The following is a 17949-nucleotide window of genomic DNA, read 5'->3' on the forward strand; positions in this document are numbered from 1 at the left end:
GACATCAACATCTAAGCTTACAAGCGAGCGAAAACCCGAAACGGCTAATTAGCGCCGTTTAAATTCCAGTCATAATCATGCTCCAGCCCGCCGTTGTAGCTCTTGAGCCCGTCCGCCAGTGCCCCTGTCGCGTATTTGCCCCAGTGCTGCATCAAACCCTCCGTGCTGCCGAAGTCTTCTTGAAACCAGACGTAGATGCTCGACACTTTTAATTTGCCGCCGGTGAGCGACACACCGCGCGGGTGATTGATGTATTCGCGCGCGCCTTTGTCGAGCAGCGACTCCATGTTTTCTGTTGTGAACGCTGTCGGCTGCAGGTTGGGGCAGCCGTTGCTGGCGCAATTGACGGCGTAGTGAACCCGGTTGTCTTTCCAGATCGGCCGCAGGATGCGGTGCTCGATGTCGTCGAGGGAAATCTTTTCGCCTTCGACGGTCATATTTTTCGCACCCCAGGGGCCGCTGACGAACAATCCCGGCGAAATGTTAATGTCACGGATCGATTTCACCGGAAAGCGCGACAGGATAAGCTCGACGGTTTTGGCGTTGTAAAGATTGATCCAGTAGGCGCGCTGCTCGGCGCGGCTGTAGGTGGAGATCGACACGGCTTCCAAACTCTTCACGTAGTTGATCAGTGCCGTGCGATCATCCGGAGTCACGGTCGCGTAGCGCACACGGTTGATGCCGCCTGGGTTGACGACCACATACTTCTTGAGAAAGGCGTCCCACGCGGCGTGATCGATCTTCTGCTTGCTTGCGGCATCGTTTTTTTGCCAGCGCGGCCACAGTTCGGATTTCGGCGCGGCCTGCGCCATTGTGGCGACGCCCAATAGAGTGAGCAGGGTTGCCGCTGTCCGTAGGAAGTGTTTCGAGTTTCGGTTTCTAGGTTTCGGGTTGAACTCGAAACTCGAAACTCGAAACCCGAAACCAGTCTGTGTTTTGAACATTGCTATCTCCGCCATTCTAACCACTTGTTGAAAACTTTCTTCACTGTCGGCGTCAATTTGGTCCGCATATAGGCGTCGCCGATTTTTCTCAGCACTTCCGCCTGGGTCGGATAGGAGTGGATCGTCGACGACAACACCCCAACACTTTGCTTGGCGACCATCGCCAGCGTCAATTCGCCAAGCATTTCGCCAGCGTGCGCCGCGACGATCGTGCCACCGAGAATCTTACCGGTTTTTTTATCGTAGTGAACTCGCGCAAAGCCTTCGTCCTCGCCATCGAGAATCGCTCGATCGACGTCGCTTAAAGACTGCGTAATCGTCGCGACGTCGAAGCCCGCTGCCATGGCGTCTTTTTCATAATAGCCCACATGGGCAATCTCCGGATCTGTATAAGTGCACCACGGCATCACTAGGTCTGTTGCCTTGCGCCGCGACATGAAGAGCGCGTTGGCGATGACAATGCGCGCCATGGCGTCGGCAGCGTGGGTGAACTGATAGCGCGAACAAACGTCGCCGGCGGCGAAGATGCGCGGGTTTGACGTGCGCATGCGCGCGTCGACTTCGACACCGCGCATATTGTAACGCACGTTGGCGGCGTCGAGATTGAGCCCTTCAAGATTAGGCGTGCGGCCGACGGAAACTAGAATCGCGTCACAGGCCAGCTCCGCCGGCTGGTCGCTTATATTGAGCTTCAGAACCTTAGCGCCGTTCTGCGCCGCCGCACTCTGGATCTTGGCACCGGTGACGATCTTAACGCCGTCCGCTTGGATCTGCTTGCGGACAACGGCCGCGGCGTCGCGGTCCTCGCGCGGCATGATCTCGGCACCGTCGGTGAGAATAGTCACGTCGCTGCCGAAGCGTTGGAAACTCTGCGCCAGCTCGCAGCCGATGGGTCCGGCCCCGATGACGGCTAACCGCCTGGGTAATTCAGTCAAAGTGAAAATCGTTTCGTTGGTGTAGAAGCCGGTTTCACGCAAACCGGCGATCGGTGGCTCTGAGGCGCGCGCGCCGGTGGCGATCACGGCGCGGTCGAACTTTAGCGGCTTACCGTCGACTTCAATGGTGTTGCCATCGATGAACTTGCCATTGCCGATAAAGACGTCGACGCCGAGCTTGCGAAAGCGCTCGGCGGAGTCATGCTCGCTGATGCCGGCGCGCAGACGGCGCATGCGCTCCATCGCCGCGGCGAAGCCGATGCTCGGCTCGCCGGCGAGCTTGATGCCAAACTCAGCACCGTTGCGCGCGTCGTGCGCCGCGCGGGCCGCGCGGATCACGCCTTTCGACGGCACACAGCCGACGTTCAGGCAGTCGCCGCCAAGCAGGTTACGTTCGATCAACGCGACTTTCGCGCCCAGGCCTGCTGAGCCGGCGGCGCTCACCAAGCCTGCTGTGCCGCCGCCGATGACGACCATGTTGTATTTTTTCGCCGGCGTTGGGTTCACCCAGCTGAGCGGGTGACAGTTCTCCACCAGCACCTTGTCGTGCTGATCGCCAGCGATGGTCATTTCTTTGTAAGAAGCGGGTTGGTAATTTGTGTTGAGCAGCGGCTTGCCCGCCACCACGCTGCCTTCCTGCTGCATCTCCGCTTCGCGCATGGCTTTGCGCGCAACGCGTGTGACCACCACTACCACCGCGACCGTGGCGAGGAGGCCGACGTATTTCAGAATCTGCTGATAGAAGCCTGCTGAGGCATCGGTTTGACCAGCGATGGCGTCGCGCGCAGTGACGCCAATGTAAACGAAGAGAAAAATGCCCGGCAGCATGCCGAGCAAGTTCGCCAGCACATAAGCGCCCGTGCGCACGGCGGTGAGGCCCAACAAATAATTTAATAACGAAAACGGAAATGCCGGGCTCAAACGCGAAAGAAAAACCATCTTGAAGCCCTGGCCACCGATGGCGCGGTCAAGGGATTTAAATTTTGGATTACGTTCCGCCCAGCCGGCAACTTTCTGGCGCAGCAAGGTTCGCGACAGCAAAAAGGCGCAGAGCGCGCCGATGTTGGCGCCGACGAGGACGACTAAAAAGCCGGTCTTGAGCCCGAACAAGCCGCCGGCACCGAGAGTCAAAGCGCTGCCGGGAATGAAAAGAACCGTGCAAACGATGTACGCCAGCGTCCAAACCGCGGGACCAACGGCGCCGAGGCTGCGCACGTAGGCTTCCAGCTCGATGAACCACTCACGGATCGGCAGCATGCGAAAGCCAAAAACCGCCGCGACGAGCACCAGGATTAAGATCACTATTTTGCCAAGCTTCACGGTAGTGTCTCTCTTTGCAGAATTACGTTCTCGATCGCGGTCCGGATTGGCCGGTGGGGGCAATTGCAATCATCTCTGCAAGATTCTGCTGAAAAACCCGTCCGGAGTCCTTCGACAGGCTCAGGACGAACGGATTCGGAGTTGAAATTGTTCATGAAAAATCCGTTCATGCTGAGCCCGTCGAAGCATTCCTGGGTTTTTCAGCAGAATCTCTGCAAGATAACACCGCGCCAGGCCGACCGCTCATCGACCTGGTTTAGATGCGGGTCAGTGGTCAGCGGTTGCAGACTCTGGCGTCTCGGTTGGGTTTTTCTGCCGCGCTTTGTTGCGTTCGAAGGTGGGCAGGCTTTTCACGCCTGTCGTCCACCAGCCGGTGCGCAGCGGTTCGGTAAAAATTCGATCGACGCCCTCGCGGTCCAACTGATCGGCCCAAGCTTGGCAACTGTACTCGACGCGGCGAATCTGGATTTGCCACGGAGCCGTGGCCGCGTTGAGCACGGCGTAGTGAACCGCCGGATCGCCGTCGTTGTCGGGCTTGCCGGCGGTGCCGCAGTTCACCGCGAAGCGATTCGCCGATAAATTGCGAATCCACGGCAGCCCCGTATGGGTGCAGGCTAGCGCCTGCGCCGAGTTCTGCTGCAACCAATTCTCCAGCCGCGCATTGTTGAGCTTGCTTTCGTAAAGAAATTCATTGATGCGCTCCGGGCTGCCGTGGCAAAGCAGCAAGCGGCCCGCGGCCAACTCGATGACGGCATTTTTGCGCCAGGTCGCCATCCACCGGCGTTGTGCGTCGCTCAGACTGTTCATCGCGTACTGGTGCGCCATGCAGCCGTATTTTTCGTCCTCGGCATCGCCATAGCCGCAACCGCAGACCTCCGAGCTGGCGATCGCTTCCTCCTCGTGGTTGCCTTGAATCAAAACCTGAAAATTTTGCCGCAAGAGCGTTAGCGCCTCGTCGCTATGGCCGCAGCAGCCGGTGGCGTCGCCGAGAAAGACATAGAGGTCGCAATCGATTTTGCGCGCGTCGGCGAGACAAGCTTTCAACGCCGGCACGTTACCGTAGACTCCACCCATCAATGCTAGACGCTGCGGTTTGCGCGCCCCGCGCGGTTTTAGTTCCATTGGCGGCTCTGCTCCTTGGAGAGAATGCAAATTTTGGAAGTTTTCACTTGCAGCGGCCACTGCTGGCGCGGCTGCTGCAAAACATCATTGGGCACGTCGACGATGATGCGCTGCTCACCAACGCGCAAGAACAAGCGCACCTGGTTGCCGAGAAAAATTGACGATTCGAACTCGGCGTAGAAATGTTCGCCGCCGTCTTCGGCAATCTCCATGTCTTCAGGACGGATCACCGCCCAACATTCGCCAAGAGGTGTTTCATCGGCAACTTCCATGCGCGCAAACGGCAGGTGGAGGCGTCGCGCACCGTTGAATTCGACGCATTCGCCGGCGACCATATTGGTCGAGCCGAGAAAATTGGCGACGAACGTGTTCGCTGGCTGCGAATAGACTTCGTAGGGCCGTCCTGTCTGGGCGATGCGCCCCGCGTTCATGATGATCAGCTCGTAGCCCAGGCTCATCGCTTCGATTTGATCGTGCGTGACATAAATCGTTGTAACGCCAAGCTCCTGCAAGAGTTTAAAAAGCTCGGCGCGCAAGGTTTCGCGCAGCTTGGCATCGAGGGCCGACAGGGGTTCATCCATCAACAACACTTGTGGATCGAACGCCAGCGCGCGCGCCACCGCGACTCGCTGCTGCTCGCCACCGGAGATTTGCCGAATGCGCCGGTCTGCCAGCGGCGCGATGTGCAGCATCTCCAGCACCTTTCCGGCACGCTGGCGGCGTAGATTTCGTTCAACGCCGCGCACGCGCAGGCCGAACTCGACGTTCTCCAACACTGTCATGTGGGGAAACAAGGCGTAGCTCTGAAATACCATGCCGAAGTTGCGTTCGGCGGCGGGCAGGTTGGTGATATCGACGTCGTCGCAATGAACCTGGCCGCCATCGGGCTCCAATAGTCCAGCGACCATCGACAGCGTGGTGCTCTTGCCCGAGCCGCTCGGACCGAGAATCGTCGTCACCCGACCCGGAGCGAAAATATGCGAGAACTCTTCGACGGCGGCAATGCCACCGTAGCTCTTGCACAGATTTTTCGCTTCGACTTTGGTTTTCATACCCCCTGCTCCACGTCCACGGAGGCGCGCCCGCCGAGGCGTTGTATCGCTATCACCACTGGCAAAACCACGGCGAGAAATATCACTGTCGCGGCGCTGGAGCGCTGGAAGCTTTCGTTAGCGTAGGTGTTGAACAGAGCCGCCGGGAAAGTTTGGGGATGGCCGGCGTTGAGCAAATAGCTGACGTTGAATTCACCCCAGGAGACGGCGAAGGCAAGTAGCGAGCCCAGAATCATCGAGTGGCGTAAGTTGGGTAAGACGATCAGCCACATGCGCTGCCAGAAGCCCGCGCCCAATGTCTGCGCCGCCGATTCGAGTGTGGTTACATCGAAGCTGCGCAGCGTGCCGGTGACGACGCGCACCATAAAAGGGATCGTATAAAGGATATGACCCGCCAGCACCAGCCAGGTGCCGCGGATCGTATTGTAGGCTGCCAACAAACCGATCGACATGGAAATGCCCGGCAGCGACAACGGCAGCAGGAGGAGTTCCTCGATCAAACGGCTGCCGCGAAACGGATATTGGACAAAAACATAAGCCGCGGGCACAGCGATCAACACGCAGATCACGATCGACAGCAGCGCAAGCTGCAGACTGAAGGTCATCCACGGCAAGTAGACCCGAAACAGATATTCGAACGCGGCGAAGCTTACCCAATCGTTGCGATCGCCCGACCATTGGTCGGTGCCGAGAATTTCCACGTTGAGAAACGAGCCGAGCGTGACCACCACCATGGGCACGACGATCAGCGCGAGCAGTGCCAGCGTCACGGCATAGATTACTAAAAACTCGAAACTGCTGCGCCAGCGCATCACCGTGCGACCGCCTCCCGCTCCATCCAGGAGCGAATGCCGTAGTTGACGCCGAGCGCCACCACCGTCAACATCATCGACAGCGCTGCCGCCATGGCGCGGTCGGAGGGCACGGCAAAAATGTTGGTAAAGATTTCCAGTGGCAGCAAGTTGACCTGTCGGGTTGACAGGATCAACGCGACGCCGAAGGAGCCCAGCGAAACCGTGAAAGTTACGGCGAAGGTGGAAACCAGCGCCGGCCAAATCGTCGGCAAGATCACCCAGAACAAACTCTGCAAGCGGTTGGCGCCGAGGGATTGCGCCGCGGCTTCAAGCCGCACGTCGAATTTGCGCAGCGCCGATTCCAGAGTCAGGGTGGCCCGGGGGATTTCGAAATAAAGGTAGGCGAGCAAAAGACCGGTGGTTTGGTAGGCCGCACCGGACAACCAAGCGCTGCCAAAAAATTTTTCTGCCATCGCTGGCACGAAGCCGGCGCGGCCGAGCATGATGATCATCAAGAAACCAACGATCACACCGGAGAACGACATAGGCAGCGCGAAGGCCGCGCGCAGCAGGCGCTTGCCGGCAAACTCCTTGCGGACAAACAACCAGGCGGGCGCAAGGCAGGTGAGCGTCGACACCGCGGCGACCGCCAGACTAATGCCCAGTGACCAGAGTAAAGCGGCGCGGTAGCGCGGTATCAAAACGATGTCGGCATAGCGTCGCAAAGTAGCGCCATCCGCTGTGGCGATACTTTCCCAAACCAGCAGCGCTAACGGCCAAACCAACAGCGCGCCGAACAAAACGATCAACGGCAAGCAAAGCAGTTGCGGGCGCGCCCAGGGTCGTTTGGTCGCGGCGCGTGCTGCGAGCTGCTCTTTCATCTTGACTGTCTTAGCTCCCGGCCCCATGCTCCCTGCACTTTGCTTTTCTCAGCGGGCGGTTTCGATTTCTTGTTCCCAGCGCTTTTTGATCGCGTCAGCCTGGGCGGCCATGTCGCTCAGCTTGGGCACTACGCTTTTGGCATAGGCGGCGGGCGGCGGGAACTTGCTTTTCAAGTCGGCCGGCAGATCGAATTTTACCACCGGTTGGAAAAAGGCTTCGGCCATCAACTTTTGCGCTTCCTCGGTGAGCAGCCAATCGAGATACTTCTTGGCTTCTTCGGGGCGCGGCGCGCCTTTCACCATCGCCATGACCAGCGGCATGACGATGGCGCCTTCGGCAGGAATGACTACTTCGATGGGCGCTTTGTCGGCGTGCTTAGCTTTGAAGCCGTTGCCATCGGCGTTGATCCAAATCGGCACCTCGCCGCGCAGCAAGTCGTTGTAGCTGTTTTCTTTGGCATACTTGAGAATGTTCGGGTGGAGCTTTTTGAGATACTCAAAGCCCTTGTTCATGTCGGCGCCGCCGCCCATCAGCTGATTGATGCCATAGACGAAGGTAAACGCCGTGCCATGAATGCGCGGATCGTCGTACACTACCAGGCCTTTGTATTCCGGTTTGAGCAGATCGGCGAAGGAGCGCGGAATCGGCTTGCCTTTGAGCGCGTTGGTGTTTACCAGCAGAGAAATATGCGCCGTGTGGAGCGTCCACCAGAGCGCTTCGGGGTCTTTCAAATTATCGGGAATCTTGTCCCAACCCGCCGGTTTGTAGGGCTGATGCAAACCCTTGCCCGCCGCCTGATAACCGATGGCGCCGGAGTAGTAGACCACGTCGGCCATTGGTTTGTCCTTTTCCGCCTCCAACGCCGCCATGGCTGCACTCGATCCCTTCATGTCGGGCGGCACGCGCACGCCGGTTTTCTTGAAGTAGGCTTCGGTGACGCCGCCCCAGTTGGCGTAATTGGGAATGGCGTCGTACTGGATCACGGTTTTCTCGCCAGTGGCGGCCGTCGTCGCCGGTTTCTCCGCGGACTTTTCTTCAGGTTTCTTGCCGCAGGCAATTGCTCCGAAGAGCAACAAACCGAAACCGATAAACCGCAGTTTTTGTTTCATCTACTACACATCCTTTCGAGACTTAGATTAGAGATCCGCCGCAGCTGCTGCCCGCGCCGGCGGTGCAGGCATAGCAATGGTTATCTACGGTGATGGCGGCGTTTTGGATGTCATCGAGCGCGGCGTTTTCGATGGTCATCGCAGTGCCGTCGACGCGCCGCAGAGGCAGGTTCAGCATTTGATTGAAGTCACAGTCATAGATCCGGCCATCCCAGCCGACGCTGATCAAGTTGCGGCACATCACTTGATCGAGAGTGGCGGCGTTAAAATTTTCCGCCAGCAAGTTCATGTAGGCGTCGTACTCACCGCGCAGCTTCAAATGAGTCGCGTAGCGCGTGATCGGCATGTTGCTCAGGCAATAAAGATGATTGAAAACTATACCGAATTTCTCTTCGAGAATGCGCCTGTAGTCGAGCTCTAGTTTCTGTTGGGGCGGGGGCAGGTGAGGACCCACGGGATTGTAGACCAGATTCAAAGTCAGTCCGCTATCAGGTCGGCCATAGCCAAGCTCATTGAAGATTTGCAGCGCCCGGATGCTGCCGTCGAAAGTCCCCTTGCCGCGTTGTTTGTCGACGTTCTCCACCGAATAGCAGGGGAGCGAACAGACCAACTCAATTTGGTGTTGACGAAAAAATTCCGGTAGGTAATCCTTCCCCGGCTCGAAGATCACGGTGAGGTTGCAGCGGTCCATCACGTGGCGGCCCAGGGCGCGTGCCGATTCGACTAAATGGTCGAAGTCGTCGTGCAACTCCGGTGCGCCGCCGGTAATATCGAGAGTTGAGATGGGTGAGCGTTTGAGAAAGTCGAGCAGCGCGTCGATATGGACGCGGCTCATCATCTCCTTGCGCGTCGGCCCAGCTTCGACGTGGCAATGAATGCAGGCGAGATTGCAATAGCGGCCTAAGTTTACCTGCAGGGTGTCGACACTGTGCCGGCGCAGCGCGCCACCGGGCCCAATCTTGTCAGTGAATGGCTGCATGGGAAAATCGCGGCCAAGTGCAGCAGGCCGGACCGGTGGAGCAGCAAGATTCGCTGGCAGCGCTGGTCACCTTATATCCTTGCCCCTTGGTTTCGCGCGGGTGGCGCCTCTGCTCGCGCGAGCCGTCGAACTCCGTGGCTTCAGCCTGCAAAACCTCATCGAACGGCGGCACGAGGATAAACTGCTCTTTGTACGGCGCTTGGGAATAAATCTCAAAGCTCTTTTCGCAGACGGCGATGCGCGCGCCGCGCGGAAAAACATGGTTGTCGTCGTCGCTCACCTGTTTCCACGGCCCGCGATAAATCACCGCCTAATTACGCTCCATGCGCGGCCCTTCTTTGCCTTTGTAAGCAGTCACCGTCATGGAGCGAAACTCGATGCCTTCGACAATCTGATAAGGTTCGCCTTGGAACTCTTCTATCTGGATGCCGTGGAACTTGGCGTCTTCGAAGGCTTTGAGAAACTCTTCTTCTTGGAATGCGCCGGAGACGCAGGCGCTCCACAGATCGGCATCCTTGGTAAGATGCTCCGACACCGCCTCGTCGCTGACGATGTCGGAGATCGCCACACGGCCGCCGCGCTTGAGCACGCGGTACATCTCGGCGAACAGGGCTTTCTTATCTTCGGGGCGGACCAGATTGAGCACGCAGTTGGAAACGATGACGTCGATGGAGTTGTCGGGGATGAGCGGTAGCTCGCGTCGAATCTTGGCTTGATACTCGTCGAGAGCGGCTAAGTCCGCGACCGACTTGACCGGATGTTGTTTGAGGTAGTCATCGACGAGATCGAGATTGGTTTGCAGGTCTTGAATCTTGCCGCGGCGGAACTCGACGTTGTGGTATCCTAGTTTGTCACCGATGGATTTCTGGTATTTACGCGACAGCTCCAACATTGGCGGGTTGAAGTCGACGCCGATTACTTGGCCTTTTGGACCAACGATCTGAGCGATGATGTAGCAGGCCTTGCCGCTGCCTGAGCCCAAATCGAGAACTGTTTCGCCTTCGCGAATGTACTTGGAGGGATCGCCGCAACCGTAGTCTTTCTCGATGATCTCGTCAGGAATGACGTTGAGCAATGACTTGTCGTAGCTCACTGGCAAGCAAAGGCAGGCTTCCACTTCTTGCGCCGCATCGCCGTAACGTTTGAGCACTGCGGCTTCATAGTTAACGCCGTTGGCATTGTTGCCGTTGCCGTTTCCCCCAACTAGGGATTCATCTTGCATCTAGAACCTCCTCAGCGAATTCAGCCCGGTTTGCGATGGTTCGTCAGGCTGGGCGCACCCGTGGTGCCTATATGAACATCTACGGTAGATGCAGGTCAAACGGTTTTGGATGCAGAAAAGTTCCTGGAGAAACAGCCGTAGCTACGCGTCGCTCGACTCCATCAAAAAAGCTTGGATGAACTGATCCAAATCGCCGTCGAGCACGGCGTCGGCGTTGCCGACTTCGACGTTGGTTCTGTGGTCTTTCACGAGACGGTACGGATGGAGGACGTAGGAGCGAATCTGGCTGCCCCAAGCAATTTCTTTTTTTGTCTTATGAAAGGTGTCCATCTTTTCCCGCTGTTTCTCGACTTCGAGCTCATAGAGACGGGACTTCAGGATTTTCATCGCCATGGCGCGGTTTTTGTGCTGCGAGCGCTCGTTCTGGCAGGCGACGACGATTCCAGTCGGTAGATGCGTCAACCGCACGGCGGAGTCGGTTTTGTTAACGTGCTGGCCGCCGGCGCCGCTCGAGCGGTAAGTGTCGACGCGCAGGTCGGCTTCGTTGATCTCGACTTTGATGTCGTCGTCGACTTCGGGATAGACAAACACCGAAGCAAACGAAGTGTGGCGCCGCGAGTTGGCATCGAAGGGTGAGATGCGTACCAAGCGGTGAATACCGGCTTCGGCTTTCAAGTAGCCGTAGGCATAGTCGCCTTCGACGCTGAACGTGACGCTTTTGACGCCCGCTTCTTCGCCCGGTTGATAGTCGAGAATTTCTTTGCGGTAGCCGCGCCGGTCGCACCAGCGCAGGTACATGCGCAGGAGAATTTCCGCCCAGTCCTGTGCCTCGGTGCCGCCGGCGCCGGGATGGAGCGTCACGATGGCGTTGCGCCGGTCGTCGGGGCCGCCGAGCAACTGTGTCAACTCGGTCTGCGCCATCTCCTTGCCGACCGTCGCTACTTTAGTTGCCGCTTCGGTCAATGCTTCGTCGCTCTTTTCGTCTTTGGCGACGTCAAGGAAAAAACGCGCCTCTTCGAGGTCGGTGCGGTGCTTCTCCCAGGAGTCGATGACCGACTTTAACGAAGACTGCTCTTTGAGGGTAGTCTGGGCCTTTTCAGCGTCGTTCCAGAAATCTTGTTTGCTGGTGATTTGGTTCAGCTCATCGATGCGGTTTTGCTTGCCCTCGACGTCAAAGCCGCCTCCGCAAAAGCTCGAGCCGTTCTTCTAGGTGGGTCAATTGTTCTGTGGTTTCTTCTAACATGATGTGAATTATACCTTGATTATTCCCTGGTCACAAAGCGCGCGGTAGATCTTCTTTTCGAGACGGCTCATGACGCGCGCTTCTTTTGCCGAACGCTCGTGATCATAGCCGTGGAGATGAACGATGCCGTGAATCAACAATGTGATCATCTCGTGATCCAAGGTCCGGCCCCGCTCGAGTGCCTGCTCCTTGGCTTTGTCGACCGAAATCACCACATCGCCCAACAATCGCACTGCCGGCGGCAAACCTTCTGCCGCCGGAAACGAGAGCACATCGGTGGCGTAGTCTTTCTGGCGATATTGCGAGTTGAGTTTTTGGATTTCCCGATTGCCGACCAAGGCGACGCTCAGCTCCGCGCCGCTGTTCTTTAAAGCTGCTAGCGCCGCAACCGCAATGGCACGCGTGCGACGGGCGGCAAATTTCTTGCCGCCGTCGCGGCGCACGACTTCAACCGGCATGATAATCGGGCGACCAGCCGGTTGCCCCTAGCGCACGTTGAAAATCTCTTGGTAGGACGCCATCAATTCTTTCAGGTTGGGACCGATGGACGCTGGGTTCACAAAGGCGAAATCCTTCTTGTACAATTCCTGATGACGCGGGATCTGCTTGATCCCTTTGCGCAACGTCAGCCGTGGAATCTGCTGCGCCAGCAGCGTTTGGCCTTCCTCCGATAACATCCAGTCGGTGAACAGGATCGTGCTGTAGGGATGGTTGCCGCGGCGCATGAAGGCCAGCGCGCTGGGCTCGGCGCCATAGGGCTCAAGGATACGATAGTCGATCGGCGCGTTTTTTTCTTTGAGCTCTGTCACCCGGCGAGCGCGCGCGGCGAGGACGATGGCCGATTCGCCACCGAGCATGAGCTGCACGCGCATGATGCTGCTTGAGCCCGGCATGTGCAGTTGTTGTTTGGCGAGTCCTCTCATGAACTCATTTCCCTTCGCCTTACCCATGCCGTCGAGGATGACCGAAAAAAAGGCGTACTCATCGGTGCCGAAATTCATTTTGCCGCGCCATTTGGGCAGCAATAGATCCTGATAGCTCTTCGGCGCCTCGTCCTGCGAGACCATCTTGGTGTTAAAGGCCAAAACGATCGGCGTCACTTCGTAGGAGATCCAAAAGCCCTGCGGGTCGTAGGCACCGGTGGGAAACGCCTTGAGCTCCGGCGACAGATACGGCGTCGAGTAGCCCTTTTGCTTCAGCTCCCACATCTCGATCGGCGAGGCGCTGACGATGTCGACGGCGTAACGGCCAGCGCGGGCTTCCGTGTCGATCTTATTCAAGATGCTGGTCTGGGAAAGACGGTTGGCGCGCAGCTTGACGCCCGGGTAGGCTTTCTCGAAAGCGCCGACAATCTTCGGAAAATCGGTGAGGCTCATGGTCGTGTACCACGACACCTCGCCTTCCTTCTTTGCGCCTTCTTCCAACGCCGCGCGCCGCTGCGCCGGCGCCATGCTGCGCAGGGTTTTTTGCACGTCATCGATGGTTGCGCCGCTCGCCTCGTTGAAGCCGGATAGCGCCACCGCCAAGAAAGCAAAAAGGGAAATTAACTTTTTCATCTACGCCTCGCTGCGCGCGTCATATCCCCTTCGTGGTCATGGGATATTCTAAGATTTTTCTAAGGGGAAAGCGCAGCATTGCTGTAACATTTCAAGGTATTGCGATCAAGGCGAGCCGCTTGGGCGACGGAATAGAACGTTAATTTGACTTGGAGAAGTCGATTTGCTAGTAGATTCTAAGTTTGAGTCCAGGAGGAAATAGATGGCTTACATAATCGCCGAGCCTTGTATCGACACAAAAGACACTGCCTGCGTAGATGTTTGTCCGGTGGATTGCATTCATCCGACCAAGAACGAAACCGCAGAGTTCGAAAAAGAAAAACAGCTCTATATCGACCCTGAAGAATGCATCGACTGCGGCGCATGCGAGCCGGTCTGCCCCGTCGAGGCGATCTTCGAAGAAGCGGCGACCCCCGATAAGTGGAAAAACTTCATTGCGATCAACGCCGATTGGTACAAAGCGCGCAAAGGCTAAAGCCAACCGCATAACAAGTTTTGGAAGGGCTGAGGATCGATCCTCAGCCCTTTTGTTTTCTCCCCGCTGGTTTTCCCGACGCCGTTCCCGTCACGTGCTTGAAGATTCAGCTACGCTAGTTTCCTCTGTTTGTGATAGGCTATTCAAAAAAACCCTGGGAGCACGCTTATGAAAAACAGCCATCGCATAAGCTTCGCGATCGTCGGTCTGCTTTGCGCATTGTTGGTTGCCGATGCCGTTTGGGCGGCGGCGCCGAGCGTCATTGAAGCAGCCAAGGCTGAAGGCGAGATGATCTGGGCGGGCGGCGGTTCCGCCGAGATCGACGAGAACATGAATCGCGCCTTCATGAAAAAGTATCCCTTCATCCAGGCGAAGAAAACCCGAGTGCAGAGCCAACGCCTGCTCGTGCGCTTTGAGACCGAGAGCCGCGCCGGCAAGCACACCTTCGACATCGTCCGCACCACCGACTGGTACATTGATATTTTTAAAAAGAAGGGCTTGCTGCTGAAATATGAGCCGCCCGAACGAAAAAACATTCCCGATGAATTCAAAGACCGCGACGGTTTCTATACTTCTCTGTACACCGCCGTGCATGCGCCGGCCTACAACACACGCATGGTGGCCAAAAGCGATTTGCCGCGCAGCTATGACGATCTGCTCGATCCCAAATGGAAGGGCAAACTCGGGCTCGAAGACGCGGCCTATGTCTGGTTCGTCAACGTCCTCAAGATCAAAGGCGAGAAAGCCGGCCTCGAATACATGCGCCGATTGGCGCGCCAGGATGTGAGCCTGCGTGCCAGCACAACGTTGCTAGCCAATCTCGTGACGGCAGGAGAAATCCCCCTCGCCATCGATCTCTACGCCGATGACATCGAGCGGCAAAAGAAAGCCGGCGCGCCGATCAAATGGATCGCTCTCGATCCAACCATCGTTCACACCATCGCCGGCGCCGTCAACAAGAACGCCCCGCATCCCAACGCGGCGCGGCTGTTCATGGATTTTCTCCTCTCCGAGGAAGGCCAGCGCGTCTACCTGAGCAACAATTTACAACCGACTCGCAAGGGACTGATCACACCCTGGGCGCCCAAAGGGAAACTGCACGTCAACGACCCGGAGATCGGCGAAAAAGTCAGCGAGTATCAGAAAATGTTCAGTGAGATTTTCGGCGGTAAGTAAAGCGCCGAGCTGGGCAAATTGTGTCTTGACGCCGAAATTGACAGGTGTATTTTACTTGTGAGCGGTGAGCACGGGTCCAAATACCGGGCGTGAGGTGAAAAAGCCCGGGGCGTCAGGACAAGTTCTTTACGAACGCTGAATCCTGTTATCAGGAGCGCCAACCTCAATTGTGACACCGCTCATTTTTTTTGTCCCGCGTTTGCTGTTCTCACCCCGGCGGCAGTTTGTCCACGAGCTTGCCGTTACGATAAAGCTCCCAGCCTTTGATGCCGAGCTCATAGTCCTGCGGTGGGTGGTCGCTCATGTCGAGGATCACCAGGTCGAGGACGATGGCAGTTGTCTGGCTGGAGCTAATCTGGAAAGGCAGTTTGATCGCTGTCACTGAGTTTTTGATTTTCGGCGTGCGTTTGCTTTTCTTGAGCGTGCCGGCGACTTTTTTGAGCTTTAAGTCGATGCCGTCAAAGCTGCCGTCCGCCAGCTTGCCGTGAAAGACCTGAACGCTTTGTTTGTCGACATATTTCGTCAAGTCGATGGTGTCGGTTATCAATGGCGTGAGCGGCTGCCAGCCGGAGCGCCAAAATTTCATGCCGGCTTTCGGGCTGATCGCGATTTTGTCGATTGTCAGCATCAAGCTCGTGAAATCACCAATGGCTTCGCGATGGTCTTTGATGCGGATTTCCAGCGCTCCTTCCGCCAGTGCCAACGCCGGCGCGAGGGCGACGGCTAGAACGAAACCGATAAGCCAAACTTTGCGCTTACTCATTGCCGTTCGGCAGCCAGCCGGCGCATGTCTTTGAGCACTTCTTTTTCCAACCACTTGTCGCCGTAGTAGTCGACGCGGCGAAAGCCTTTGCCGTCGATCAGCGTCAAAAGGTTAGTATGCTGCACTTGGCCGTCGCCTAACTCTTTGACGCGCACGCCGAAAGCTTTCCACACCGGCTCTAGTTCCTTCGCCGAGCCGGTGAGAAAATGCCAGCGGCGGTAGTCGGCTTTAAAGGCGTCGCCGTGACTCTTCAGCTTCTCCGGCGTATCGCGCTTGGGATCGGTGCTGATGCTCAAGAGCAGATAGCGGTCGTTCTTTTCTGCCTGCAGCGTTCTCTGTATGGCCGCCAACTTGGCAGAGAAAAGCGGGCAAACGTCCGGGCAGCTAGCATAGATAAAATTCACCAAGACCAATTTCTTTTGCGCTGGCTCGAAGGCGAACTTGGCACCGCTTTGATCTATCAATGCAAAGCTTGGCGCCTTGACGCGAACTTCTTTGCGGCCGATCTCGCCGCGCTTGGGCGGTAGCGGCACATGGGCCAGCGCCGGTAGTATCTGACCGAGCAGCAAGACCAGCGCCCAGGCGATTGTGATCTTGGGGTTCATGGGTTTCATCGAGGTCGGGCGGCTCATTTCGCTGGCGGTGGCGCGGGGGTTGCCTCGGCTGCAGGACTGTTGGCGATGTCGGCCTTTTGTTCGACTTGAAAATCGTAGGTGATGCTCATGTTTTTTACGCCATCGGGCAGATCGCTGCGCACCATGTAGGTCGTGGAAAACTCCGCTTCTTGTCCGGCAGGCATCTTCACCGGCAGGAGCAGAGCGCACTCGACAATATCGATATGCTGGCGCAGGTCGGGCGGCTCGACGCGATGGACGATGCGAGTCGTGACGGCTTGATCGGAGCGGTTTTTCACACGGTAGGCGACCGTAAACAACTCACTGGCGCGCACCGTGGTTTCTTTGGCTAGCGGTAGCGCTTCGAGCTCACTATTCTTGGGCACGGTGGCGTTGTAGCTGATTTGCATGCCCGCGGCCCAGTCGAGAAAGACCCGCCACGACGAGCCCTCTTGAACGACCAAAAACTCTTCCTCGCCTTCGATCATTTTTAAACGCCGGTCGCGTTGCAGCCGGTCGATTTCGCCAAGAATCTTTAGCTGCTTCCGCTTGGGCAGCGCGTTGAGCTTGTCTTCCTCCCAATTGTGCAGCAAATCCGACAGGCTATTGGCGTCGGGCAGGCGCATGCCGAGCTTGATGCGCCGCAGTGTCCCTTCGGTCGTAATATTCAACGGCTTCGCCTCGATCAAATCGGCGAGCCGGCGCGCAACATCGAGCGAGAAGCCGTGAAACGGGCCTTTTTCAGCGATATAAGTTTTTTCATTTTTCTGATGCCGGTCCTGGGTCGAAAGGAACTCGTAGGCCTTCTTGAAGTCATGGGCGTAGGCGGCCCTCAGATAGGCGAGCAAAATCCTTTGCGGCTCGGCTTCCGGAGTGCGCCGCTCGGCGCGCACGACGTAATAGTAAGGTGCCAGCAGCAGCGCACACGCCAGCAGGGCTCCGAATAATTTAACGGCTAGTCTCACGATCACACTAGGGATAATTTGTTGGTCTAACGCATTGGCGCAATGGCATAGGTCACGCTGAGCTTGCGCACGCTGTCAGGCAATGCTTCGCGAACGCGGTAGGTTGCGGTGAATTCTGTTTCTTTTTCCGGCGGCAATTTTACCGGGTAAAGAAAGCCACACTCTATCAGGTCGAGATAGTCGCGAAATTCGAACGGGTCGACCAGATGGCCGATACGGGTGACGACCTCTTGCTTGCTGTTGTTGCGGATTCTGAGCGAGATGGTGAAGTTGTCGCCGGTGCGCGTCACCACCGAAGCGCGTTTGACCTGCGCCTCCAGCGCCAGCGTCGGCGGTATCGTAGTTTGAAACGTAACCTCTTTGCCGGCCGCTAGATTCAAGAGCACTTTCCAGCCGCGTGCTTCTTTGATCAGTTCGAAATTCTCCAAGCTTTCCGCCCACTCTATCTGGCGCTCGCGATGCAATGTTTCGAGCTTTGCCAACAATGCTTTGCGCTCCACCGCTGTCAAGCGCTCGAGACGCTCCTCGTCCCACTCGTAAATCAGGGGAGCGAGTTTCGCCGGATCAGGCGTCTTCACCGCCATTTTGACGTAGGCGCGCTGGCCGACGATCCGATGTTCGAGCAAACTCGTTTCCATATAGACAGCGAGCCGGCGCGCGGTTTCCAAAGCAAACCCCGCGAAGCTGCCGCGCTCGCGAACAAAAGTCCGCTGATCCTTTAGACGCTGATCTTGCGCGGCTATGTGAGCATAGGCGTTTTTGAAATCGCGCGCGTAGGTCGCGTGCAGGTAGCGTTCC

17 protein-coding genes and 1 pseudogene are annotated in these 17949 nt (G+C 57.2%); 2 read left to right on the top strand and 16 right to left on the bottom strand.

Going from position 1 to position 17949, the window contains the following annotated elements; genetic code table 11:
* Positions 1–44: 44 nt before the first annotated feature.
* The 12 genes and pseudogenes from FJ145_09210 to FJ145_09265 form a co-directional block, all read right to left on the bottom strand.
* Positions 45–944 carry a DUF547 domain-containing protein gene (locus FJ145_09210; GenBank protein MBM4261597.1) on the bottom strand — a complete coding sequence of 300 codons (900 nt, stop codon included), beginning with the start codon at positions 942–944 and terminating at the stop codon, positions 45–47.
* Positions 945–946: 2 nt separating this feature from the next.
* Positions 947–3199, bottom strand: a complete 2253-nt coding sequence (locus tag FJ145_09215) for an FAD-containing oxidoreductase (GenBank protein ID MBM4261598.1) — start codon at positions 3197–3199, stop codon at positions 947–949.
* 267 nt (positions 3200–3466) lie between these two features.
* A complete protein-coding gene (locus FJ145_09220; GenBank protein MBM4261599.1) occupies positions 3467–4321 on the bottom strand; it encodes a hypothetical protein in 855 nt (284 codons plus the stop codon).
* A complete protein-coding gene (locus FJ145_09225; protein MBM4261600.1) occupies positions 4312–5373 on the bottom strand; it encodes an ABC transporter ATP-binding protein in 1062 nt (353 codons plus the stop codon). The genes FJ145_09220 and FJ145_09225 overlap by 10 nt, the downstream gene beginning before the upstream one ends.
* Entirely contained in the window at positions 5370–6185 is an 816-nt protein-coding gene (locus tag FJ145_09230; protein ID MBM4261601.1) for an ABC transporter permease subunit, read from the bottom strand. The genes FJ145_09225 and FJ145_09230 overlap by 4 nt, the downstream gene beginning before the upstream one ends.
* A complete protein-coding gene (locus FJ145_09235; GenBank protein ID MBM4261602.1) occupies positions 6185–7075 on the bottom strand; it encodes an ABC transporter permease subunit in 891 nt (296 codons plus the stop codon). The genes FJ145_09230 and FJ145_09235 overlap by 1 nt, the downstream gene beginning before the upstream one ends.
* Positions 7076–7096: 21 nt before the next feature.
* On the bottom strand, positions 7097–8158 hold the full coding sequence (locus tag FJ145_09240; protein ID MBM4261603.1) for an extracellular solute-binding protein: 1062 nt from the start codon (positions 8156–8158) through the stop codon (positions 7097–7099).
* Positions 8159–8180: 22 nt separating this feature from the next.
* Complete coding sequence (locus FJ145_09245) at positions 8181–9137, bottom strand: radical SAM/Cys-rich domain protein (protein ID MBM4261604.1); 957 nt, start codon at positions 9135–9137, stop codon at positions 8181–8183.
* Positions 9121–10359 (bottom strand): annotated as a pseudogene (locus FJ145_09250) (methyltransferase domain-containing protein). Before FJ145_09250 ends, FJ145_09245 begins: the two are co-directional and overlap by 17 nt.
* 141 nt (positions 10360–10500) lie before the next feature.
* A protein-coding gene (gene prfB, locus FJ145_09255) for a peptide chain release factor 2 (protein ID MBM4261605.1) occupies positions 10501–11602 on the bottom strand; the annotation gives its coding sequence in 2 pieces (ribosomal slippage) (positions 10501–11541 and positions 11543–11602; 1101 coding nt in all).
* Positions 11603–11610: 8 nt separating this feature from the next.
* Entirely contained in the window at positions 11611–12060 is a 450-nt protein-coding gene (gene ybeY, locus FJ145_09260) for an rRNA maturation RNase YbeY (protein ID MBM4261606.1), read from the bottom strand.
* A gap of 27 nt (positions 12061–12087) precedes the next feature.
* Positions 12088–13158, bottom strand: a complete 1071-nt coding sequence (locus FJ145_09265; GenBank protein ID MBM4261607.1) for an extracellular solute-binding protein — start codon at positions 13156–13158, stop codon at positions 12088–12090.
* Between the two features lie 202 nt (positions 13159–13360).
* Between FJ145_09265 and FJ145_09270 the strand changes: the two genes are divergently transcribed.
* Positions 13361–13633: a ferredoxin family protein gene (locus FJ145_09270; GenBank protein MBM4261608.1), complete on the top strand. Its 273-nt coding sequence runs from the start codon at positions 13361–13363 to the stop codon at positions 13631–13633.
* Between the two features lie 168 nt (positions 13634–13801).
* On the top strand, positions 13802–14809 hold the full coding sequence (locus FJ145_09275; protein MBM4261609.1) for an extracellular solute-binding protein: 1008 nt from the start codon (positions 13802–13804) through the stop codon (positions 14807–14809).
* A 208-nt stretch (positions 14810–15017) separates the two neighbouring features.
* Here FJ145_09275 and FJ145_09280 read toward each other — a convergent pair whose 3' ends face one another.
* The 4 genes from FJ145_09280 to FJ145_09295 form a co-directional block, all read right to left on the bottom strand.
* Positions 15018–15572 carry a DUF4382 domain-containing protein gene (locus tag FJ145_09280; protein MBM4261610.1) on the bottom strand — a complete coding sequence of 185 codons (555 nt, stop codon included), beginning with the start codon at positions 15570–15572 and terminating at the stop codon, positions 15018–15020.
* Positions 15569–16204 (bottom strand): SCO family protein, encoded by a 636-nt coding sequence (locus FJ145_09285; GenBank protein MBM4261611.1) that lies wholly within the window; start codon positions 16202–16204, stop codon positions 15569–15571. Before FJ145_09285 ends, FJ145_09280 begins: the two co-directional genes overlap by 4 nt.
* Complete coding sequence (locus FJ145_09290; protein MBM4261612.1) at positions 16201–17151, bottom strand: hypothetical protein; 951 nt, start codon at positions 17149–17151, stop codon at positions 16201–16203. The genes FJ145_09285 and FJ145_09290 overlap by 4 nt, the downstream gene beginning before the upstream one ends.
* 26 nt (positions 17152–17177) lie before the next feature.
* Positions 17178–17949, bottom strand: a 772-nt coding sequence (locus FJ145_09295; GenBank protein MBM4261613.1) for a hypothetical protein, incomplete at its 5' end; no start/stop codon positions are given.

The organism is Deltaproteobacteria bacterium, from assembly GCA_016874755.1.
In the GTDB taxonomy this organism is placed as follows: Bacteria; Desulfobacterota; Binatia; order UBA9968; family UBA9968; genus DP-20.